Source organism: Cytobacillus oceanisediminis (genome assembly GCF_004366035.1).
In the GTDB taxonomy this organism is placed as follows: domain Bacteria; phylum Bacillota; class Bacilli; order Bacillales; family Cytobacillaceae; genus Cytobacillus; species Cytobacillus oceanisediminis_C.
In genome coordinates this window covers 397,583-418,629 of the sequence record NZ_SOEE01000004.1, presented here as the reverse complement: position 1 = coordinate 418,629, position 21,047 = coordinate 397,583, and the positions used below count along the sequence as shown (strand labels likewise).

Below are 21,047 nucleotides of genomic sequence, written 5' to 3'. Positions count from 1 at the left end.
AAATTTCATCCCTCTGGTCTAAGCAGTTATTTATTAATAACAATCGATAATTTATAATTTGCATGCTTGTTTAATTCGGTTAAAAATTGATCTAACCGCTCATTGGACGGAAATTTGCATTCAAGTAGATAACAGCCATCCCCGCTGATTTTATAATTATGTATGATTTCCTGCTGTGTTTTTACGAAGGTCAGATACGGCTGATGATTCATACTTTGAGTAATAACTGTAATAAAAGCATGGATCGAATATCCTAATTTCTCCTGGTTCACTTTGATTGTATATCCCTCAATTACTCCCTGATCCTCTAATTTTGCCACTCTTGATGCGGCCGCCTGGCCAGTTAAATGGACTTTTTCCCCCAGCTCTTTCATGGTGATCCGGCTATTTTTGGAGAGTTCCTCCAAAATACGCTGATCTGTGTGATCCAGCATTTTTTCAACTCCTTTCACTTTTCAAGTTAAACGGCAAAAAAACTTGATTTTATCTATGTAAGCATCAATGGGTCTTAGTATAAACTATACGTAAATCAAAGAAAAGGAGTACATTTATATGAATATACAACAAATCCGCAACGCTACATTAGTTGTCAATTATGCAGGGAAAAAGTTTTTAATTGATCCCTTTTTAGCCGAAAAAGGGACTTACCCGCCTTTTCCAAATTCATTAAGACAAGATCAAAACAATCCTTTAACAGAGCTTCCGGTTTCCATTGATGAAATTATTCAAAATGTGGATGCAGTGATTGTTACCCACCTGCATTTAGACCACTTTGATGATGCAGCCAAACAGGCATTGCCAAAGGACATTAAAATGTTTGTGCAAAATGAAGAAGATGCTGCTGAAGTGAAAAATGCTGGTTTTAATAATATTGAAGTTCTCCATGAAGAAACTGTTTTTGAAGATATCCAACTAATAAAAACAAAGGGCGAACATGGCAGGGGCGAAATTTTAAAACTGGCCGGGCTGGTTTGTGGAGTGGTCTTCAAACATTACAGTGAAAAAACGCTTTATGTAGCTGGAGATACAGTTTGGTATGATGCTGTTCAGGAACTCATTGAAACACATAGCCCTGAAGTCATTGTTGTAAATGGCGGAGATAACCAGTTTCTTGAAGGCGGCTCGCTTGTTATGGGGAAAGAGGATATTTATGAAGTTTCCAAAGCTGCCCCAGATGCCAAGATTATTTCAGTCCATATGGAGGCAGTCAACCATTGGACTCTATCGAAGGAAGAGTTAAAAAGCTATAGTAAAGACAAAGGCTTTTCCGATCAACTTTTAGTGCCTGAAGATGGAGAATCCTGCTCCTTTTAGAGACGAAAAGACGTGTGGCATTCACACGTCTTTTCTATTAACCTACTGCATCCTCCACTTTTTCAGCAGACCCATTCTGAAGCAGATACATTTTGTGATATAAGCCTCGCTTTGCAAGCAATTCCTGATGTGTTCCTCTTTCTACTATTTCCCCCTGATGAAGAACGAGAATCAATTCTGCATCCTGAATCGTAGACAATCGATGAGCAATGGCAATGGTCGTGCGGCCCTTCCGCATTTTTTCCAGTGCAGTTTGAATCGCTTCCTCTGTTTCTGTATCAATATTTGCTGTTGCTTCATCCAGCACAAGAATTTTCGGATTGGCAGCAATCGTTCTTGCAAAGGCAATAAGCTGTCTTTGTCCGCTTGAAAAAGTCGATCCACGCTCAACCACCGCATGATCATATCCGTCTTCCAGCTTATCTATGAATGTATGGGCCTGAACAAACTGAGCCGCAGCTTTAATCTCTTCATCTGTCAATTCCTCATTATGAAGTCTGATGTTATCCTTAATCGTCCCGTAAAATAGGAAAGGATCCTGAAGGACGAGCCCCATCTTCGTGCGCAATTCTTCCGCTGGATAAGACTTAATGCTTTTTCCGTCAATGAAAATATCGCCGCGCTCATATTCATAGAATCGCATCATTAAATTAATAATTGAGCTCTTGCCGCTGCCGGTATGGCCAACCAGGGCAACGGTTTCACCCGGCTTGGCTGTAAAAGAAATATTTTTCAATACATCCCTTTTGCCGTCATAGGAGAAGCTGAGGTTCCTGAATTCAATCTCTCCCTTCATAATTCTATCAGACAGTTTATCCTCCTGTGCCGGAGCAAGTTCCTTTTCGTCCAGCAGCGCAAAAGCCCTTGAAGCGGCAATGATTGCCTGCTGATACATGGAAAGTCTCATCATGATCTGATTTACAGGCTCAAAAAAGCGGTCCAGATAGCTGATAAAGGCATACAGCACACCAATTTCGATCGGACTGTTAAAAGAAGAAATGCCAAAGAAGCTCAATACAATAATAAGTGCCAGAACATACACAAGGTCAATGGCTGGCCTTAACAGGAGCCCATCCATTTTGATGTTGCGCATACCTGCCTGGTAATGCTGTTCATTAATATCGCCAAATTCCTTCCGCAGTCTTCTTTCCTGCCTGAATACCTGGATGATGGACATCCCCTGCAGTGATTCACTCAGCTTTGCATTCAGCTGGCTCAGCCTTTCCCTTAAGTCCTTATAAAATACCGAACTGTATTTTCGGTACGTACGAATGATCATAAAAAGAATCGGGAGAATCACCAGGCAGAATAGAGCCAGCTTCACATTCAGGATAAACATCGCCACAAAGATCCCCGTCAGCAGGAAGGCACCCTGAATGAAGGTAACCAGGACACTGACAAACATATCTTTAATCGCCTCAGTATCATTGGTAACCCTTGATACAATGCTTCCGGCAGGCGTTTTATCAAAGTATTTCAAGCCCAGTGACTGAACTTTTGAAAAGACATCCACACGCAGCTGCTGAATGATTTTAAGCGCAATTTCCTGAAATTTCAGCAGCTGAAAATAGGATACCAGCACATTCATAATTTGAATGCCCAGATATGCTGCACCAAGGGCAAATAACGGCTCAAAAACCAGATTCCTTGGTGTTAAATAATCATCGATAAAAATTTTGACAAGAATCGGCCCCAGTATGTCTCCAATCGTTGTTAACAGAAGCAGACTGAAGGCAAGAATGATTGTTTTCTTATGCGGTTTTGTATAGGAAAGCAACCGGAAAAGGACCTTCCGCTGCTCTTTCCCCTTCATAATCGGTGTCTTTTCCATCGTCTTATCCCCCATGCTCCACAAGCTCTTCCAGCTGCTGGCGCAGATACATATTCTTATACCAGCCTTCTTCTGCCATCAGTTCATCATGTGAACCCCGCTGAACAATTTTCCCTTCATCCAGCACCAATATCAGATTAGCATGCTGAATGGCGCTCAGCCTGTGAGCGGTTATGATTGTTGTCTTACCTGACCGCTCACCACGCAATGAAGTGAGGATCGCTTCCTCTGTTTTCGCATCAACGGCAGAAAGGGAGTCATCCAAAATCAATACTTCCGGTTTCATCAGAAGTGCTCGTGCAATGGAAATACGCTGTTTCTGTCCTCCGGAAAGCGAGACCCCTCTTTCGCCAACAACGGTTTTATATCCATCTGTAAAATCGAGAATATCTTCATGGATATTGGCCAGTTTCGCTGCCGCATATATATCTTCCAGGTCTGCATCCGGTCTCGTGAAAGCTATATTTTCAGCAACGGTAGCCGAGAACAGGAAGTGCTCCTGCGGGACATAGCCAATCGCTTCCCTCAGCTTTTCAATTTTATAGCGGTTGATAGGATTTCCGGTAAAAAGAATTTCCCCTTTATAGCCATCAAACTCACGGATCAATAGCTTCAGCAGTGTGGTTTTGCCCGCACCTGTTTTACCTGCTATGCCGAGAGTCTCTCCTCTTTCCAGGCTAAAATGAATATCCTTAAGCAGCGCTTCCTGTTCACCCGGATAGGCGAACTCCTCGATCTTGTACTCAAGATCACCGCTCGGAACTTCATTGATGCCTGTATTATCATCCTTAATATCGATTTCTTCTGCAAGAAGCACAGAGACTCGATCATAGGAGGCGCGGCCTCTCTCGACAATGTTGAACAGCCAGCCAAATGCGAGCATTGGCCAAATCAGGAGACCAAGATAGGTAGTAAATGAAACCAGCTGCCCGATGGTCAGCTCTCCTGCAATTACAAATCTTGATCCAAATGCAATAGATAGGAAGAAAGAGATTCCTACAATAATGCTGATCGTTGGATCAAATAAAGAATCAACCCGTGCAACAGAAATGTTCTTTTGCACTACATCTTCAGACTGCCTGCGGAAATCTTCAATATCTTCTTTTTCCTGGCCGAACGTTTTAATCACTTTAATTCCTGAAACACTTTCCTGAGTTTTGTCATTCAGTGAAGAAAAAGCCTCCTGTGCTTTGTGGAACCGTTTATGAAGAAGTGTTCCATACCAGCTTGTCAAAAGTGCCATAAACGGCATCGGAATCAGACTGATGAGTGTAAGCTTCCAGCTGATTGTTGTCGCCATGGCGATGATAACGAAACCGCCTGTCGCCAGTGAATCAACAAATGTGAGGACCCCCGCTCCTGCCGTCTGCTGAATCGCCTGCAGATCATTTGTCGCATGGGCCATCAAGTCCCCCACCCGCTTTTTCTGGTAGAAGGACTGTGACATATTCGTAAAATGCTGATAAAGCCTGTTGCGCAGGAGTTTGGACAGCTTAACGGCTGATCCAAAAATCATGATGCGCCAATAATAGCGGAGCACATACATCATGAGGGCGGCAACAGCAAGAAGTCCAATCCACATTAATAATGCTTTTGCAGTCAGCTCGCCATTTTTAATCGAGTCGACCACAATGCCGACCACCTTTGGCGGCACAAGCTGAAGCATTGCCACAAATAACAGCAGAATAATCCCGTTTACATAAGACTTTTTCTCCTGTTTAAAAAACCACATCAAATCCAAAAAAACCTTCATTCCCCATCCTCCGAAATCCGAAACATAATAGCTTAAATAGTTTAACAAATATTAAGAAAATAAGGAAGATATTTTCTCACAAGAAAAAAGCACCCATTTGGATGCTTTATTGCCCTAATGCTTCTATGCGGTTTAACAGGCTTGTTGCCTCATTAATGGTGGTGAACAGCTCTGATTTCTCCAGCTGATCCAGTGCAAGGCTGCCGCTCTCCAATACTTTATTGATCTCAGCCAGAAGCGCTTCATTCTGGGTCACCAGCTCCTGATGAACATCTTCTGCCAGCTTCGGGATGTCCTGAAGGGCGATAAATTCTTCAACTTCCTGCTTAAGTGTCGTCAATCTGTCTTCAAGTTCCTGCTTTAATGCCGGATCCGCTGCCGCCTCCTGAATCATTTGCGGCGCCTCTTCAGCAAAGTCGCTTAATGTATTGATATGCTCAGTCGCTTCATTAACATAGTCAATGGAATTATTCACTTCACCCAGAACGGAACAGCCGCTTAATAACATAGAAACGGTAAGGAGCCCTATTAGAATTACTTTTTTCATTTGCTCGTTCCTTTCATGATTTGTCATAGTATATATACGGTCTGTTTCAAAGAAGGTTTCATTTTTGGATATAAAAAAACCACCTTCCTGGTATTGTAACAGAAAAGTGGTTTCCGATGGGATGCTTGTCCCTGATTACTTGCCAGTCTGCTTGTTCATGGCATTCATCATTTGGTTGATTTTCTTTTGAGATGGCTTCATGCCCATTTGCATCATCATCATTTTAAGCATTTGTTCATTAATTGGCGGATTTTTCTCCAGGTAGCTCATCATATATTTTCGAGCAATGAAAAATCCTAGTGCTACACCGGCAAGAAGCGCCAGTACACCAACTAGAATGTACATACCCATACTAACTTCCTCCTTCATGTTGTCTATCATACAGTGTACTAGACCAAAGGTTATTATACAATATTTGCTTCATTTTTTCTCTTATTTTAGACGAATTTTCTCTCTTTTATCGGTTTTAGCCACCCATAGCGCTTATGCTGGAGGTCAACAGCCAGGAAGGAAGACTCGCTTTTTCGAAGCACTTCGAAAAATACTGTCTCTGCCTCATAGCTGCCGGCCGCTTCTAAAACCAGGCTTCGTTCAAATACTTCAAGCTTCGCCCTGCTTCTTTTGCTCATCTCTATATAGTATGCACTTTTTTCTATGATAAAGTCCTTTTTTCGCTGCAGCTGCTGATGGATATATTGATGCACTTTCAATCCCGGGATTGGCTTAGTCACAAAATCAATTTGCTTCGATAGAATAAACTTCATTTCACCTGACGATTGCTCATACTCTTCAAACAACTGAAAAAACATCCGCTCTCTGCCAAAATAATGGGAAGCAAATTCATCTTCTATTAAATACAATTGATAAGCTCTCATCTGGCCCCTCCTTCCGGGACAATCCATTTCTTTCAATTATAAGCAACCCAAAATAAGGAATGTGTCTGAAGATGTTAAAAACTTTCACTAATTTTGTCGAAAGGGAAGAATTCAGTTGATTATGAGGATTCTTGCTGGGAGAGCTTCAATATTGAATATTATTACAATTATTCACTATATCTTATTCCCAGATTTGATTGCTGGTAATCTTGTTTTTTATGAATGGAAGTTCAAGGTAATATACTCTATGCAGACCATTTTTATTCGCTTGCCTTTGTTTTGAGCTACATGAACCCTCTTTGACGACTACTTTTATTCCTATCCTTACTTTTAAGGCTTCATTAATCTTTTTACACAAAAAAGGAAGAGCCTCTCAGCTCTCCCTTACCGGTTACTATTATCCCTGCAGCAATGCTTTTACGCGTGCTACAACGTTTTCTACTGTGAATCCGTATTCTTCCATTATCTTCTCACCTGGTGCAGATGCACCGAAGGTATCGATTGCAAGAACATCGCCTTCGTCTCCTGCATAACGGTGCCATCCAAGTGAAGATCCCATTTCAATGGCAAGACGCTTCTTGACTGTCTTTGGAATTACGCTTTCTTTGTACTCTTTTGATTGAGCTTCAAAGCGGTCCCAAGCAGGCATGCTTACTACAGATGCATGGATGCCTTCGCCTTCAAGCGCCTTTTGTGCTTCAACAGCCAGGCTGACTTCAGATCCCGCAGCAAGCAATAAAACATCCGCGTTGCTGTTGGAAGCTGGAGAAACAACATAAGCTCCTTTTTGTACGCCTTCGTATGCCGCTGAATCCGTTCCTTTTAAAGTAGGAAGGTTTTGACGGGTCAATACTAATGCGGTTGGCTTGTTTGTTGATTCAATTGCTGTTTTCCATGCAGCAGCTGTTTCATTTCCATCAGCAGGGCGGACAACAGAAAGATTTGGCATTGCACGCAATGCAGCAAGCTGTTCTACAGGCTCATGCGTAGGTCCGTCTTCACCGACAGCGATGCTGTCATGGGTGAATACATACGTAACAGGCAGGTTCATTAGTGCAGCCAGACGGATTGCCGGGCGCAGGTAATCAGAGAACACAAAGAATGTCCCGCCGAATACTTTTAATCCGCCATGAAGGGCCATACCATTCAATGCAGCACCCATTGCAAATTCACGTACACCAAACCAGATGTTTCGGCCGTCAAATGACTCACCCGTAAAGTCGCCTGTACCTTTGATCATTGTTTTGTTGGAGCCTGCAAGGTCTGCAGATCCGCCAAAGAATGAAGGCAGGTTTTGTGCGATTGCATTTAGCACTTCACCGGAAGAAGCACGGCTTGCAAGGCTCTTTCCTTCTTCATAAACAGGGATGTCTTTATCCCAGCCTTCAGAAAGTTCGCCATTGATTGCCTGCTCAAGCTGTTTTCCCAACTCAGGATGCGCTTCTTTGTACTGTGCAAAAAGGTCTTCCCACTCCTGCTGCTTTTTAGAGCCGCTTTCCACAACCTGCTGCTTGAAGTGATCATATACTTCCTGTGGAATATGGAAATCTTCTTCGAAAGTCCACTTATAGGCTTCTTTCGTTAATTTCAATTCGTCGGCACCTAGCGGAGCGCCGTGAACATCAGATTTGCCTGATTTGTTTGGAGAACCGTAGCCAATGACTGTTTTAACTTCAATCATTGTTGGCCGGTTTTCATCCTGCTTCGCTTCTTCAATTGCTTTTGCGATTTCGTGAAGATCATTTCCGTCTTCTACGCGGATATACTGCCAGCCGTATGACTTAAAGCGCTGTTCAACACTTTCAGAGAAAGACTTATCAAGGTCACCATCAAGCGAGATATCATTTGAATCATATAGAACAACCAGTCTTCCAAGCTTTAAATGGCCAGCAAGGGAAGCGGCTTCAGCAGAAACGCCTTCCATAAGGTCTCCATCACCGCAGATGCTGTATGTATAGTGGTCAACAACATTGAAGTTGTCCTTGTTGTATGTTGCAGCCAGGTGGCGTTCAGCCATTGCCATACCAACAGCCATGGCAATGCCTTGTCCTAATGGGCCTGTTGTTGCGTCAACACCTGGAGTATGGCCATATTCAGGGTGGCCAGGCGTCTTGCTTCCCCACTGTCTGAACTCTTTAATATCATTCATGGAAACATCATAGCCAGAGAGATGAAGAAGGCTGTATAAAAGCATGGAGCCATGTCCAGCAGAAAGGACGAAACGGTCACGGTTGAACCATTCAGGATTATTCGGGTTGTGGTTCATGAAGCGTGTCCAAAGTGTATAAGCCATTGGCGCTGCACCCATCGGCATCCCTGGATGGCCGGAATTCGCCTTTTCAATGGCGTCGATTGATAAAGTACGAATGGAACTGATGGATAGTTCATCTGTGTGATTAAACATTCAATACATCCTTTCGAGTAGTAATTCTTTACTCTTTTAATATTATCGGGTGTCCCTTTTTTTCACAACCAATAGGGTCAGGAAAAGGACAAAAAAGCCGGTTTGTTACTATATTGACACAAAAAGACCCGGCGTATGTAAAAAAAGCGGAGATAGCCGGTATAGGAGTCATCTCCGCTTTCTATTAAAAGAAGGAATACAGCATTGTGTATCCCTTTCAATTATAATATTAGTGAAGGCGGTTTTTATTTTGGAATTCTTTCAGTTTTTTCGGAGTTACGTCATTTCCTTTCGGATCAACGATTGTAACACCTTTAAGCGTGTTCAGCATGCCAGAGCGGAAAGTCTCCAAATACTCTTTGCGGAGAGAAGTCTGTTCTTTTGCTTCTGCTTCTGTTAAACCTGATTCCTTTGCCTTCTTTGTCAGTTCATTAATTCGGGCAAGTTTTTGTTTTGGCAGCATATATTAAAGCTCCTTTATATCAAAAGTTTACCTTTGGATATTCTGATAGAAGTTTTTATTATACAATAGCTTCAGATATGGAACAATACTGAAACTCAACTGCCATCATACTAAAAAAGAACACTTTTGACAAGAAAAGTGCTCTATTCAGCAAATGATTCCATATGCTCTTTATACCTTCTATGGACTGTTGCTTTTGAGATATTGTACCCAAAGCCCCTGAGAGTTGCAGCAATCTCTGCAAATGTTAACTCGTTTTTCCTTAGCCGGACAATTTCCTCTATCGGCACCTCTATCCTTTCCCTGCCGCCATTTGCTCCCTGATTGCTTAAGTTCTTCTCGGGGCGGTATCCTTTATCAACAGCCCGCTGCATGCCGCGTCTAATTTTGATGTTATGAAGCTTTCTCTGATATTCTTCTACCATCCCAACAATGTTCAGCACCATCGAATCTGATTCCGAAAGCTCGAGCTGGCCGTTATTCGAAATGCTGTACAGCTGGACTTCTTCCTTTAGGATGCAATGGAGTATCGCAATCTTTGCATTGCCCCGCCCCAGCCTGGTTTCATCCTGAATGAGGACAACCTTGATATCCTTTTCTTTAATTAAGTCTAAAAGCTCCAATATACCGTCCCTTTCAAGGTCATATCCGCTGGCCTGCTCGCGTATCACCTTGACTACTTCAAAATCATGCTTTTTCGCCAGATTTACCAGCTCTTCTTCCTGCCTTGAAAGGGACGTTTCCTGAGTTTCCTTTGTTGTACTAACCCTGCAGTAAATAATTGCTTTCATAGCTTCTCCTTATTCGTAAAGGTCTGAACTGGCAAGCTCTTTATAAGGCTCGTCATCCAATGCTTTTACTGGAATAACAATTTCATCGCCCGGAAAAATTCTTCCTGCTGCTATCTCATTATTTTGTTCGACCCAATTAATAAATTGATCTGTAGACAGCGAATGTTCTGCCGAAAAACTCTCAGCAATTTCCCATAAAGAGTCACCTTCTGCAACAGTGACTTTCACAAACTTTTCCGTATCAGGTGTTTCTATTTGCACGAGCATAATAAACGATGCTGCCAGGCTTAAAACGAAGAGAATAATAGCATAAGAATATGATTTCCACAATTTTTTCAGCATGATATACCACCTCTAAAAGAATGTATGTTCGTATTTGTTATTTTTATTATAGACCGAACATTTGTTTTGTGTCAATAAAAATTCGAACTTATGTTTGTATCATATGGTAATTGATGCTATAATTGAGACAACAAAAACATACGAGGTGCGTAAAGATGGTGAAATTATCAAAAAGGCAGCAAGATATATTAGAGTTTATTAAAGAAGAAGTTAAATTGAGAGGCTATCCTCCTTCTGTAAGGGAAATCGGAGAAGCAGTCGGCCTGGCTTCAAGCTCAACAGTTCACGGCCATCTCGCCCGTCTTGAAAGCAAAGGGCTGATCCGCAGGGACCCTACCAAACCTCGCGCAATTGAAATTTTAGATCTGGACGAGTCTTCGCACATCCCTAAAATCAGTGCTGTCAATGTTCCGATCGTTGGTAAAGTAACTGCAGGGCAGCCGATAACGGCCATTGAAAATGTTGAAGAATACTTCCCTCTTCCAGAAAGAATGGCACCAGCTGATGAGCATGTATTCATGCTTGAAATCATGGGAGAAAGTATGATTGAAGCCGGAATCCTTGATGGCGACTATGTCATCGTCAAACAGCAGAGCACTGCCAATAATGGAGATATCGTGGTTGCCATGACAGAGGAAGATGAAGCTACTGTCAAAAGATTCTTTAAAGAAAAAGACTATATCCGGCTTCAGCCGGAAAACTCTACAATGGAACCTATCATCCTTCGAAATGTTTCTATCCTCGGCAAAGTTATAGGTGTATACCGCCATATGCATTAATAGAAAGATAAAAAGCAAGCAGCCACTGCCTGCTTTTTATTTTTTCCAATTTTAAGAAGGTTATCAGTTCCTATTACCTGATGCTATTAGCGAAATCATACGAAAGTAACTGATACCTTTTCTTGTGGTCCTAAGTTACAGTCATGTATGACTATTTTATTATTCAGAAAATTCGGTATTTTTATGCATATTAATTTATAGCCACTTTCTATATAATGGTAATACACCGAGAATCAACCTAAGGTCGCTTGTCCAAAATCTCGACTTTAGGAGTGTGAAGAAAAAATGTTTTTGAACATTACCTTCGCTTTGTTGATTGGTGGGCTGGTCGGTGTCGTTGGACATATTCGGAAAGAAGGCAAAATGGTCAAACCCAGAAGGACAAAAAAATTCATCTATCTGGGGGTCTTAGAAGAAGTTATCATGGGGGCTTTAGCGGCTGTTTTTTTGGTCGTATCTTCAGATCCTGACTCTGCCTTAAAGGTAGTGCTCCTTGCGGTAATTGCAGGATTTGGAGGAGACGCACTGCTGACATGTCTCGATTTCCTAAAGATCAGGCATAAAGAATAGAGAGATGCAGAGAAATACAAATTAGTAAAACCTCGTTCACTTAGAAACGGGGTTTTTGTATTTGATTTATATAAAAACCCCCTGCTCCCAGCAAACAGGGGTTTTCGGATTTCGGATTTTCTTAGTAAGTGCACATATTTTGTCCGTTCTCCCAGGGATATACCTCCGTACGAAACAATAATATAAAAGGTTTCCGGTAAAAATCCCGGATTTTTTACTCTTTTACTATTTTTTCAAAACTGCTCCTTCTGCTAAACCAATGGGCAATTAAGTATAGTAAAACTAAGATAAAAAAGGAATAAGTATAGGCCCAGTCGATTTTTTTATATAAGTGCAGAATTGACATGATAGGCATTCCCACAAAAGCACCAAACCCACCGAACAATACAGCCTTCACTATTGGATTAATATTTGGTTTGAATTGAATTAAAAACATTATAGCTACTGGAACAATTCCATATCGAAATGAGTAGCTGATCGTTGGTATTGGAATGACCTTTACCGGATAGGCCCATTTACCAAAATCAACACCTAATCCATCGATGGTTGTAGAGATTATCATCGTTATAAAAGCCGCAAATAACAAACGGGCAGAACTCTCTTTTTTCCGAAAAAATGCCCACAAAATCCAAGGAACAAGTAACATCGCTAAGGCTGCCCACCAGCTTAAAGTAAATAAGAAAGTGTTTAAATTAACATCGGCAATCAATTTATTTGCATCGGTAATGATCTTATTAGTCTTATCAAGTTGATTTAATCCTTCTTGGAATGTCATGATTCACCCGCCTTTTACATTCCTTGCCTCGCGTCTAATGCTTAATATTTCATATTAATTATCTTTTATTCTTATCCGACCCCTTTACCACCTAATAAACTGATTCAGCTTGTATTTTTTAGAAGTACCTGCATCAACCTCTAGCCCTATTCAAATATAATCTCCAAGACTATCCCTCTTAACATTTTTGGATATACAATTTACATATAACACTTTTGTAAAGGGTGAGTCGTCTGAACATTTCAAAGAAGCTCGGTATTTTAAGTTGGTTTGCTACTTGTTTGTATTTTAAATGAACCATCCTTCATTTTGACTGCTACAGTTCCGTACAGTTTTTTCAATCATGCAATGAGCGACCTTGGCGTTACTTCTTGCGGGCAATACACCTATTCAATTGCACCTCATGAGATTTGTTCTCCTTACCATTTTTGGATGAATGTATTGTTTATTAGTAACGGATTAACCTTTTAATTTGTTTTTTTGTATCTTTCACAAAACCTTGAGAAGACAAGATTAAACGGGTTAGCTACAATTTTTATTCTTATCCTAGCTTTAGGTAATATTGTGTCCGGCTTAATGCCAGCTGATATAAATTTATATCAACTTGGCATGATTACTGTCTTGCCCGGTCTTTATATATTTGCAAATCTTTAGAAAAATGAAGACGCTGGACTCAATACTGCATAGTCTTATTACTAGTCATTCTTATACTCATCCTCTTAATAAATTTCATCCCTATGCCAGCCGGTTTATTGAAGAGGTTATGCTATTTAGTGATTTTCATATGGGGTACTGTACTAGCGTTTATTTTAAGTAAATGATTTGTTTTCATCCCTCCACTTCCTTAGCTCTTGAGCTCTTTTAAATACCTTAATTAACTCACTTTTCGTTTATGGATAATTGACCAACTGGAACAGAGAAAGTTACGGCTGCCAGCCTTGGAATACTTTTAGCCATAACAAAAACCCCTAAACAAAAATGGTGTCAAGAGGTTTAATTTATAGTACATGCTTAAGTACTGAATATGGCTTGTAACTAATTATCATTATTTTCAGTAACGGGCAAATCAGAGCAGATATGGTCTTACACTCCGTTTCAAGTAAAAAAAATTGAAAGTACTCGAATGCAAGTATTGAAAAACTAAGTGAGGAAATTCTTAAAGAAGGGGCAGAATAGGGTAGAATAAAAAACCCTAATAAATAGCCTCCCCTTTTCCCCAAAAAGAAAAACCCTTAATACCAATGGTATCAAGGGTTTATTGCCTCTTAGTACATGCTCAGGTACTGCTCGCGCTCCCATGGATGCACTTGCGTACGGAACATATCCCACTCAATTTCTTTCGCTTCAATGAAGTGTTCGAAGATATGTTCGCCTAGAGCGGATACAATGACTTCATCCTTCTTAAGCTCATCAAGGGCAGCAGCCAATGTAGCCGGAAGATCCTTGATGCCTTCTTCTTCACGTTCCTGCTTGTTCATTACATAAATGTTGCGGTCTACTGGTGCCGGAGGAGTCAATTTGTTCTTGATTCCGTCAAGACCAGCTTTTAGAAGTACAGCCATCGCAAGGTATGGGTTTGCAGCAGGGTCAACACTGCGAACTTCAACACGTGTGCTTACACCGCGTGAAGCCGGGATACGGATAAGCGGTGAACGGTTTTGAGCAGACCATGCAACATAACAAGGTGCTTCATAACCAGGAACCAAGCGCTTATAAGAGTTAACGATTGGGTTTGTTACTGCAGTAAATGCTGTTGCATGATTGATGATGCCTGCGATAAAGTGGCGAGCATCTTCACTTAATTGAAGATCGCCTGTTTCGTTGAAGAATGCATTTTTGCCATCCTTAAATAATGAAACATTGCAGTGCATACCTGAACCGTTAACACCGAACAGCGGTTTAGGCATGAATGTCGCGTGCAGGCCATGCTTGCGGGCAATTGTTTTAACAACAAGCTTGAATGTCTGGATCTGGTCGCAAGCTGTTAATGCATCCGCATATTTGAAGTCGATTTCGTGCTGTCCAGGTGCAACCTCATGGTGGGAAGCTTCAATTTCAAAGCCCATTTCTTCAAGCTCAAGCACGATATCGCGGCGGCAGTTTTCACCAAGGTCAGTTGGCGCAAGGTCGAAGTATCCGCCATTGTCGTTCAGTTCAAGAGTCGGCTCTCCCGCCTGGTCAAGCTTGAATAGGAAGAATTCCGGCTCAGGCCCTAAGTTGAAATCAGAGTATCCCAACTCTTCCATCTCTGCTAAAATACGTTTTAAGTTGCTGCGCGGATCGCCAAGGAATGGAGTTCCATCCGGATTGTAAATATCACAGATCAGACGTGCAACCTTTCCTTTTTCTGCTGTCCAAGGGAATACCACCCATGTATCAAGGTCTGGATATAGATTCATGTCTGATTCTTCAATACGCACGAAACCTTCGATTGAAGATCCGTCAAACATCATTTTGTTATCAAGCGCTTTTTCAAGCTGGCTGATCGGAATTTCCACGTTCTTGATTGTTCCAAGAATATCCGTAAACTGTAAACGGACGAATTTTACATTTTCCTCTTCTGCAATACGCTTAATATCTTCTTTAGTAAACTTTGCCACTGGTAGTTCCTCCCTTAAATTTACATGAGTGATTTATTTTTTGCTCTGTTAATGTGCGCTCAGAAATCCAAGACAAAATCAACGAGCTTAAAAACGGCGTTATTAATGGAAAAAGCGGTGCATGTTGCCCTGCCGCAATGATGAGCGATTAAACCGGCCGGCCTGCACTATTTCCTTGCGAAGAAGTTTCCGGATTTCTTCATCTGATAGATCCCGTCTCGCTTTTTCTGCCTGCTTATCCAAGTTTTCAGTTATCGCTTGCTGTTCTTTTACGAAAAATAGCTGCTTGATCCCAGCCATGTTCACGCCTTGATCAATCAAATCTTTGATTTCCAAAAGGACATCGATGTCGTTTAAGGAAAAAAGCCTTCTATTTCCGTCAGTTCTAGCTGGAGAAATTAATTGGTGCTCTTCGTAATAGCGAATCTGCCTGGCGGTCAGGTCAGTCAGCTGCATAACAGTACCAATCGGGAAAAGCGGCATGGAACGTCGAATTTCGCTTCCAGTCAACTATTTCTCCCCCTTTTCAATTACTTCTTGAGTTTATTATATGTAATGTCAGATAATCTGTCAACATTATGTTAGCTTTTATAACATGATTTTTTCAAAAAATTTTTGCCTTTCATATTTTCATATAATTCTCAGTAAAGCAACAGAAAAGGACAACTAACTATGTAGCTGTCCTTCTTAATATTTACCTAATTTATTTGGACTAAACCTTTTTCCAGCAATTGGTTCAGCGCGATGCATACAGCCATTTTCACATGTGAATAAGTCAGCCCGCCCTGAACATAAGCAACATATGGCGGCCTGATAGGACCATCAGCCGTAAGTTCAATGCTGGCACCCTGAATAAAAGTCCCCGCTGCCATGATTACATCGTCTTCATATCCGGGCATATAAGCAGGATAGGCAGTTACATGGGAATTAACAGGAGATGCAAATTGAATTGCCTGGCAAAACGCCACCATTTTTTCTTTATCATCAAATTGAACAGATTGAATTAAATCGGTTCTATTACTGTCCCACTTTGGGTTGGAGTTCATTCCAAGCCTCTCAAGCAGCGCTGCTGTAAAAACAGCCCCTTTCAGCGCCTGACCGACAACATGGGGAGCCAGGAAAAAGCCCTGATACATTTCCTGAAGGCTGTAAAGGGACGCACCCGCTTCTGCGCCAATTCCCGGTGAAGTCATTCGATATGAGCAGGCTTCCACCCATTCTTTCTTCCCGACAATATAACCGCCCGTCTTGGCAATTCCGCCGCCAGGATTCTTGATGAGCGACCCGGCCATCAAGTCTGCTCCAACATGGCAAGGCTCACGGTCTTCAACAAACTCTCCATAGCAATTGTCAACAAAAACAATCGCATCAGGTTTAACTTCTTTTACAAACTGGATCATTTCTTCAATTTGTTCAATTGTAAATGAAGGTCTTGTCGCATATCCTTTTGAACGCTGGATACCAATCATTTTCGTGTTCGGCCTGATTGCTTTTTCAACGGCAGGATAATCGATGCTTCCATCTTCCTTCAGCGGGATGCTATTGTATCCAATGCCGAACTCTTTCAGCGATCCGTTCCCTGTTCCCCGAATTCCCACAATTTCTTCGAGTGTGTCATATGGCTTGCCGGTGATATACAGCAACTCATCACCTGGCCTCAGTACCCCAAAGAGTGCAATGGAAATGGCATGCGTACCTGATATTATCTGCGGGCGGACCAATCCTGCTTCTCCGCCGAAAACTTCTGCATATATTCCCTCCAGCGTATCCCGGCCGATATCATCATAACCATAGCCGGTTGAAGGAATGAAATGCGAATCGCTGACCTTAAAATTTTGAAAGCTCTTTAAAACACGGAATTGATTCTCATCAATCCCCTCATCTATTTTCGATAAAACTGCTGAAATCTGCTGCTCCACTTCTTTTACAATTGGCTGGAGCCTTTCCCCCTGTGATAACTGTTGAAACATGATGTTCTCCTAACTATACGTTATATTTCTTTAATGGCCCTGAAATCTGATGGTCCTCGAGGAAATAGCCCTTGCATACGTAAAGTTCTTTGTCTTCATTGAAGGACAATTCCCTCAGGATGGTTTCATTCTTGAGCTGTGACAGTAATTTGCCTTCTGTCGAAGGCACCTCCACATGGTAATGCTTCATCATACCCAGGATCATCTGCTCGATTTTCCGTTTCAGCTCATTGCGGTCATCTTCTTCAAAGGAACTGATCTGAATCGTTTCTGTTCTGGCGGTCGGTACAAAATCAGGATGCTTTAAATCTCTTTTATTATATACCGTCAGCTGTGGTATTTTATCATTTTCCAAATCTTCTATCAGTTTGTTGACTGTCTGCTCATGCTGGTAATAATCCGGATTAGACATATCTACAACATGAAGAAGAAGATCTGCTTCCTTTACTTCTTCCAGAGTGGAACGGAAGGCTGCAATAAGTGTAGTCGGCAAATCCTGAATAAATCCGACCGTATCTGTCACAAGTGTAATAAATCCGCTTGGCAAAATCAGCTTCCGGGTCATCGGATCAAGTGTGGCAAATAACTGGTTCTGTTCATAGGAATCCGCCTCAGACAGCCTGTTAAAAATCGTGGATTTCCCTGCATTTGTGTAGCCGACAAGTGCAATTTGAAATGCTTTGTTTTTCTTCCTTCGTTCACGATATCTGTCACGGTGCTGAACAATGACGGAAAGCTGGGTTTTAATATCATCAATGCGGCGGCGGATATGCCGGCGGTCTGATTCAAGCTTGGTCTCACCTGGTCCCCTTGTGCCGATTCCCCCTCCAAGCCTTGAAAGCTGGACACCCTGGCCTGACAGGCGCGGCAGCAGATACTGCAGCTGAGCCAATTCGACCTGGAGTTTCCCTTCTTTAGAGCGCGCCCTCTGCGCAAAAATATCTAAAATCAGCTGTGTGCGGTCAATAATCCTGGCATCCAAATCTGCAGATAGGTTGCGGACCTGACTAGGTGAAAGCTCATCGTTAAAAATGATAATATCTGCTTCCATTTCTTCCTGAAGCGCAGCCAGTTCCTCCACTTTCCCTTTTCCTATATATGTAGACGGATGAACCCGTTCCCTTTTTTGAGTAATCGAAGATAATACTTTTCCGTTTGCGGTTTCAGTCAGAGATTCCAATTCTTCCATTGAATATTCAAATCGCTGGTCATCTTCATCAGTATGACAGCCGACAAGAATGACTTTTTCATAATCTGGCTTATGTTCCAACCAGCATCCCTCTTTCATATACTTATTTTAATTGATAACATCATAACAAAAAACATTTTTAAATACTAATTTTTACCGCTAATCCCAGGCTTTTGCACCGTCCATTTGAAATGATAAAAAAAATGGTTGTATTTCTTTTTTTCCGTGTTAAAATCATATTGTTTGGAAAGAATTTACGTTTTTAATTAACTTAAACTTAAATAGATATATAGTTTTGCATCAAGAGGAGAAATAGCATATGACATGGGAAGTTTTAAGTATGATCGGCACTGTTGCTTTCGCTGTCAGCGGCGCAATTGTGGCGATGGAAGAAGAATATGATATTTTAGGTGTATACATCCTTGGGATTGTTACCGCTTTTGGCGGCGGGGCGATTCGAAACCTGCTAATCGGTGTTCCTGTCTCTGCCCTCTGGGAACAGGGTTTATTTTTTCAGATTGCCCTTTTATCCATCACAGCGGTAATGCTGTTCCCTAACAACCTTCTTAAACACTGGCAAAAATGGGGCAATTTCACTGACGCAATCGGCTTATCCGCCTTTGCCATCCAAGGAGCATTGTACGCAACGGAAATGAACCACCCTTTAAGCGCCGTGATCGTGGCTGCTGTATTGACAGGAAGCGGCGGGGGCATCATCCGTGACCTTCTTGCAAGAAGAAAACCGCTTGTATTACGGTCTGAAATCTATGCGGTCTGGGCTATCCTCTGCGGTTTCGCTGTCGGACTCGGAATTGCCTCAGCATCGTTTGAACTATACACTTTGTTTATTATTATTACCGCTTTGCGGGTTTTATCTTACACATATAATTGGAAGCTTCCGGTTAAGAGGCTGGGAACAAGCAAAAGCATCGGCTAGCCGATGCTTTTTTAATATTATAGGGTTGTTAAAAACATTGATATCGCAGGGAAATAAGTAATAATAAATAAATCAAAAACCATTACTGCAATAAAAGGAATTATAGCCTTGATTAATTTATCGTAGGAAACATCAGCAATTCCCTTCACTATGAATAAATCCAATCCAACAGGAGGAGTAATTAAACCAACTGATAAGTTAACAACCATGATTAATCCGAAGAAGACCGGGTCAATGCCTGCTCCCAGTGCTATTGGGAGAAGCAATGGCGTTAGGATCGTAATGGCTGCTGATGCGTTCAGGAAGCACCCTGCAATAAAGAAGATAATATTAAACATAAATAGTATTAGGTATTTATTTTCAGTTGCGTTCATTACAAGCTGTGCAAGCTGCTGAGGAATTTGTTCAGCCGTTAATAACCAGCCGAATAAATTTGCCCCGGCTATAATAAAGACAACCATTGCAGACATTTTTCCGGCGTTTATAAACGCTTCAGGTATATCCTTCCAATCCATATCTTTATAAACAAACTTATTAATGATGAAAGCATATGCAGCTGCGACTGCACCGGCTTCAGTAGGAGTAAAGATCCCCCCCCTGATGCCAAAAATAATAATTAACGGCAAGAGCAAAGCCAATATCCCTTCATATAAAGTTTTCCGGAATGTTGTGAATTCGAATGTCCTTTTTTCCTCAGAATAATTGTTTTTCCTGGTTAACCAGTAATTTAACATCATTAAAGACAAGCCTATTAATATCCCGGGTATGATGCCTGCTGTAAACAGGTCCCCTATGGAAACTCCGGCAGTTACACCGTATACAATCATGGGGATGGATGGAGGAATAACTACAGCTATTGTACCCGCACTTGCAACAGTGGCAGCTGCAAATCCTTTATCATATCCCTTGGACTCCATCATCGGGATCATCATTTTACCTACAGCTGCTGTATCTGCTGCTCCTGATCCTGATATCCCGGCAAAAAACATACTTGTTAAGGTAGAAACCTGGGCAAGACCTGCCCTTACCCAGCCCACAGCAGCAAAAGCAAATGCTGCTATTCTTTTGCCCATGCTCCCTGACATCATAAATTCCCCTGTAAGCATGAAGAATGGAATTGCCAGCAGCGGAAAGGAATCAACTGATGTAATCAAACGCTGTGGAACCACTTCAAGAGGAATATAATATATGCTTGATATAAATCCTGAAATGGAAGCTATAATTAAAGATATTGCTATTGGCACACCCAGAATCATTAATAAAAACAGTACAGCCAACACGATTACTGCTACCGTCATCAATTTCCCTCCCTTTCAGCTAACCCATATTTGTATTTTGGGGTTCTACTTGAACGACCACTCTTTCATCCCTTTTTGCAGTGCGCAGCTCCAAAATATTGACCGATGAGTGAACAAAACAGACAATTGAACAGACTAGGACTGCTCCGTAAATAAAAGTCATATTCAATCCAAGCGAAGGAGAAATCTGCTGAACGGAGAACTTCAATATTCTTGATCCATAAATAATGAGAAACAGAAAAAGTGCACTGTTAATACATTCAACCAGCAGCATTACTTTACTTTTCCATTTTTCTGATAAATAATGATGGAGAATTTCTACTTGGGCATGCCCTTTGCTTTTATATACGATTCCGATTCCTAAAAACACGATCCATACAAACATATACCTGATAAGTTCTTCAATCCAGGTTAAATTGAAAATACTGAAGTCTACAAAAGGGAGTATACTTTTTGCAATCGCACTTTGCAGGACGTATCTTGAAAATACCTGATACACTGTGGAGATAAATGCAATGACAAAAAACAAGATAACAATATTTCTCGATATCTTATCTGCTTTGTCACTCAATTTCCCGAAAAATTCACTCATTTTTCTGCACCCCCGTT

General features: G+C 41.5%; 21 protein-coding genes and 1 pseudogene. 5 read left to right on the top strand and 17 right to left on the bottom strand.

What is annotated here, in order from left to right; all coding sequences use genetic code 11:
• Nucleotides 1–26: 26 nt before the first annotated feature.
• The gene (locus DFO72_RS12855) at nt 27–434 is read right to left on the bottom strand and encodes an Lrp/AsnC family transcriptional regulator (RefSeq protein WP_113882058.1); all 408 of its coding nucleotides are present in this window, start codon (nt 432–434) and stop codon (nt 27–29) included.
• A 118-nt stretch (nt 435–552) separates the two neighbouring features.
• Here DFO72_RS12855 and DFO72_RS12850 point away from each other — a divergent pair, with 118 nt between their 5' ends.
• Nucleotides 553–1,314, top strand: a complete 762-nt coding sequence (locus DFO72_RS12850) for an MBL fold metallo-hydrolase (RefSeq protein ID WP_113882057.1) — start codon at nt 553–555, stop codon at nt 1,312–1,314.
• Nucleotides 1,315–1,351: 37 nt separating this feature from the next.
• On the opposite strand, the gene DFO72_RS12845 is transcribed toward DFO72_RS12850, so the two are convergent.
• The 9 genes from DFO72_RS12845 to yneA form a co-directional block, all read right to left on the bottom strand.
• A complete protein-coding gene (locus tag DFO72_RS12845; protein ID WP_113882056.1) occupies nt 1,352–3,145 on the bottom strand; it encodes an ABC transporter ATP-binding protein in 1,794 nt (597 codons plus the stop codon).
• Between the two features lie 4 nt (nt 3,146–3,149).
• On the bottom strand, nt 3,150–4,898 hold the full coding sequence (locus DFO72_RS12840) for an ABC transporter transmembrane domain-containing protein (RefSeq protein ID WP_113882055.1): 1,749 nt from the start codon (nt 4,896–4,898) through the stop codon (nt 3,150–3,152).
• Between the two features lie 106 nt (nt 4,899–5,004).
• A complete protein-coding gene (locus tag DFO72_RS12835) occupies nt 5,005–5,445 on the bottom strand; it encodes a DUF6376 family protein (protein ID WP_243856139.1) in 441 nt (146 codons plus the stop codon).
• A gap of 135 nt (nt 5,446–5,580) precedes the next feature.
• A complete protein-coding gene (locus tag DFO72_RS12830; protein WP_009330559.1) occupies nt 5,581–5,796 on the bottom strand; it encodes a YneF family protein in 216 nt (71 codons plus the stop codon).
• A gap of 86 nt (nt 5,797–5,882) precedes the next feature.
• On the bottom strand, nt 5,883–6,320 hold the full coding sequence (sirA, locus tag DFO72_RS12825) for a sporulation inhibitor of replication protein SirA (protein WP_113882053.1): 438 nt from the start codon (nt 6,318–6,320) through the stop codon (nt 5,883–5,885).
• Between the two features lie 397 nt (nt 6,321–6,717).
• Nucleotides 6,718–8,724, bottom strand: coding sequence for a transketolase (gene tkt, locus DFO72_RS12820; RefSeq protein WP_113882052.1), 2,007 nt, complete (start codon nt 8,722–8,724; stop codon nt 6,718–6,720).
• Between the two features lie 229 nt (nt 8,725–8,953).
• Entirely contained in the window at nt 8,954–9,187 is a 234-nt protein-coding gene (locus DFO72_RS12815; protein WP_113882051.1) for a DUF896 domain-containing protein, read from the bottom strand.
• Nucleotides 9,188–9,330: 143 nt separating this feature from the next.
• A complete protein-coding gene (locus DFO72_RS12810; protein ID WP_113882050.1) occupies nt 9,331–9,978 on the bottom strand; it encodes a YneB family resolvase-like protein in 648 nt (215 codons plus the stop codon).
• Between the two features lie 9 nt (nt 9,979–9,987).
• On the bottom strand, nt 9,988–10,320 hold the full coding sequence (yneA, locus tag DFO72_RS12805; RefSeq protein ID WP_113882049.1) for a cell division suppressor protein YneA: 333 nt from the start codon (nt 10,318–10,320) through the stop codon (nt 9,988–9,990).
• 155 nt (nt 10,321–10,475) lie between these two features.
• Between yneA and lexA the strand changes: the two genes are divergently transcribed.
• Both lexA and DFO72_RS12795 read left to right on the top strand, forming a co-directional pair.
• Complete coding sequence (gene lexA / locus DFO72_RS12800; protein WP_113882048.1) at nt 10,476–11,099, top strand: transcriptional repressor LexA; 624 nt, start codon at nt 10,476–10,478, stop codon at nt 11,097–11,099.
• A 285-nt stretch (nt 11,100–11,384) separates the two neighbouring features.
• Entirely contained in the window at nt 11,385–11,669 is a 285-nt protein-coding gene (locus tag DFO72_RS12795) for a DUF4257 domain-containing protein (RefSeq protein WP_113882047.1), read from the top strand.
• A gap of 214 nt (nt 11,670–11,883) precedes the next feature.
• On the opposite strand, the gene DFO72_RS12790 is transcribed toward DFO72_RS12795, so the two are convergent.
• Complete coding sequence (locus tag DFO72_RS12790) at nt 11,884–12,444, bottom strand: CBO0543 family protein (protein WP_243856138.1); 561 nt, start codon at nt 12,442–12,444, stop codon at nt 11,884–11,886.
• 233 nt (nt 12,445–12,677) lie between these two features.
• Between DFO72_RS12790 and DFO72_RS29935 the strand changes: the two are divergent.
• Nucleotides 12,678–13,265, top strand: a pseudogene (locus tag DFO72_RS29935) (DUF998 domain-containing protein).
• A gap of 444 nt (nt 13,266–13,709) precedes the next feature.
• Here DFO72_RS29935 and glnA read toward each other — a convergent pair.
• The 4 genes from glnA to hflX all read right to left on the bottom strand — a co-directional run bounded on the left by glnA (nt 13,710) and on the right by hflX (nt 18,302).
• Entirely contained in the window at nt 13,710–15,044 is a 1,335-nt protein-coding gene (gene glnA, locus DFO72_RS12780; RefSeq protein WP_113882046.1) for a type I glutamate--ammonia ligase, read from the bottom strand.
• Between the two features lie 102 nt (nt 15,045–15,146).
• Entirely contained in the window at nt 15,147–15,554 is a 408-nt protein-coding gene (locus DFO72_RS12775; RefSeq protein WP_113882045.1) for a MerR family transcriptional regulator, read from the bottom strand.
• 188 nt (nt 15,555–15,742) lie between these two features.
• A complete protein-coding gene (locus tag DFO72_RS12770) occupies nt 15,743–17,014 on the bottom strand; it encodes an aminotransferase class I/II-fold pyridoxal phosphate-dependent enzyme (protein ID WP_113882044.1) in 1,272 nt (423 codons plus the stop codon).
• 13 nt (nt 17,015–17,027) lie between these two features.
• Nucleotides 17,028–18,302, bottom strand: a complete 1,275-nt coding sequence (gene hflX / locus DFO72_RS12765) for a GTPase HflX (protein WP_395858165.1) — start codon at nt 18,300–18,302, stop codon at nt 17,028–17,030.
• A gap of 220 nt (nt 18,303–18,522) precedes the next feature.
• Between hflX and DFO72_RS12760 the strand changes: the two genes are divergently transcribed.
• Nucleotides 18,523–19,140, top strand: a complete 618-nt coding sequence (locus DFO72_RS12760) for a trimeric intracellular cation channel family protein (RefSeq protein WP_113882042.1) — start codon at nt 18,523–18,525, stop codon at nt 19,138–19,140.
• Nucleotides 19,141–19,157: 17 nt separating this feature from the next.
• Here the strand turns inward: DFO72_RS12760 and DFO72_RS12755 are convergent, their stop codons facing one another.
• Nucleotides 19,158–20,438, bottom strand: coding sequence for a TRAP transporter large permease (locus DFO72_RS12755; protein WP_113882041.1), 1,281 nt, complete (start codon nt 20,436–20,438; stop codon nt 19,158–19,160).
• Nucleotides 20,439–20,457: 19 nt separating this feature from the next.
• On the bottom strand, nt 20,458–21,030 hold the full coding sequence (locus DFO72_RS12750) for a TRAP transporter small permease (protein WP_113882040.1): 573 nt from the start codon (nt 21,028–21,030) through the stop codon (nt 20,458–20,460).
• Nucleotides 21,031–21,047: the final 17 nt, after the last annotated feature.

What these genes read in the sequence shown, in the direction of transcription:
- DFO72_RS12855 (WP_113882058.1), bottom strand. Translation starts at nt 434, where the DNA reads ATGCTGGATCACACAGATCAGCGTATTTTGGAGGAACTCTCCAAAAAT.
- DFO72_RS12850 (WP_113882057.1), top strand. Translation starts at nt 553, where the DNA reads ATGAATATACAACAAATCCGCAACGCTACATTAGTTGTCAATTATGCA.
- DFO72_RS12845 (WP_113882056.1), bottom strand. Translation starts at nt 3,145, where the DNA reads ATGGAAAAGACACCGATTATGAAGGGGAAAGAGCAGCGGAAGGTCCTT.
- DFO72_RS12840 (WP_113882055.1), bottom strand. Translation starts at nt 4,898, where the DNA reads ATGAAGGTTTTTTTGGATTTGATGTGGTTTTTTAAACAGGAGAAAAAG.
- DFO72_RS12835 (WP_243856139.1), bottom strand. Translation starts at nt 5,445, where the DNA reads ATGAAAAAAGTAATTCTAATAGGGCTCCTTACCGTTTCTATGTTATTA.
- DFO72_RS12830 (WP_009330559.1), bottom strand. Translation starts at nt 5,796, where the DNA reads ATGGGTATGTACATTCTAGTTGGTGTACTGGCGCTTCTTGCCGGTGTA.
- sirA (WP_113882053.1), bottom strand. Translation starts at nt 6,320, where the DNA reads ATGAGAGCTTATCAATTGTATTTAATAGAAGATGAATTTGCTTCCCAT.
- tkt (WP_113882052.1), bottom strand. Translation starts at nt 8,724, where the DNA reads ATGTTTAATCACACAGATGAACTATCCATCAGTTCCATTCGTACTTTA.
- DFO72_RS12815 (WP_113882051.1), bottom strand. Translation starts at nt 9,187, where the DNA reads ATGCTGCCAAAACAAAAACTTGCCCGAATTAATGAACTGACAAAGAAG.
- DFO72_RS12810 (WP_113882050.1), bottom strand. Translation starts at nt 9,978, where the DNA reads ATGAAAGCAATTATTTACTGCAGGGTTAGTACAACAAAGGAAACTCAG.
- yneA (WP_113882049.1), bottom strand. Translation starts at nt 10,320, where the DNA reads ATGCTGAAAAAATTGTGGAAATCATATTCTTATGCTATTATTCTCTTC.
- lexA (WP_113882048.1), top strand. Translation starts at nt 10,476, where the DNA reads ATGGTGAAATTATCAAAAAGGCAGCAAGATATATTAGAGTTTATTAAA.
- DFO72_RS12795 (WP_113882047.1), top strand. Translation starts at nt 11,385, where the DNA reads ATGTTTTTGAACATTACCTTCGCTTTGTTGATTGGTGGGCTGGTCGGT.
- DFO72_RS12790 (WP_243856138.1), bottom strand. Translation starts at nt 12,444, where the DNA reads ATGACATTCCAAGAAGGATTAAATCAACTTGATAAGACTAATAAGATC.
- DFO72_RS12770 (WP_113882044.1), bottom strand. Translation starts at nt 17,014, where the DNA reads ATGTTTCAACAGTTATCACAGGGGGAAAGGCTCCAGCCAATTGTAAAA.
- hflX (WP_395858165.1), bottom strand. Translation starts at nt 18,302, where the DNA reads ATGAAAGAGGGATGCTGGTTGGAACATAAGCCAGATTATGAAAAAGTC.
- DFO72_RS12760 (WP_113882042.1), top strand. Translation starts at nt 18,523, where the DNA reads ATGACATGGGAAGTTTTAAGTATGATCGGCACTGTTGCTTTCGCTGTC.
- DFO72_RS12755 (WP_113882041.1), bottom strand. Translation starts at nt 20,438, where the DNA reads ATGACGGTAGCAGTAATCGTGTTGGCTGTACTGTTTTTATTAATGATT.
- DFO72_RS12750 (WP_113882040.1), bottom strand. Translation starts at nt 21,030, where the DNA reads ATGAGTGAATTTTTCGGGAAATTGAGTGACAAAGCAGATAAGATATCG.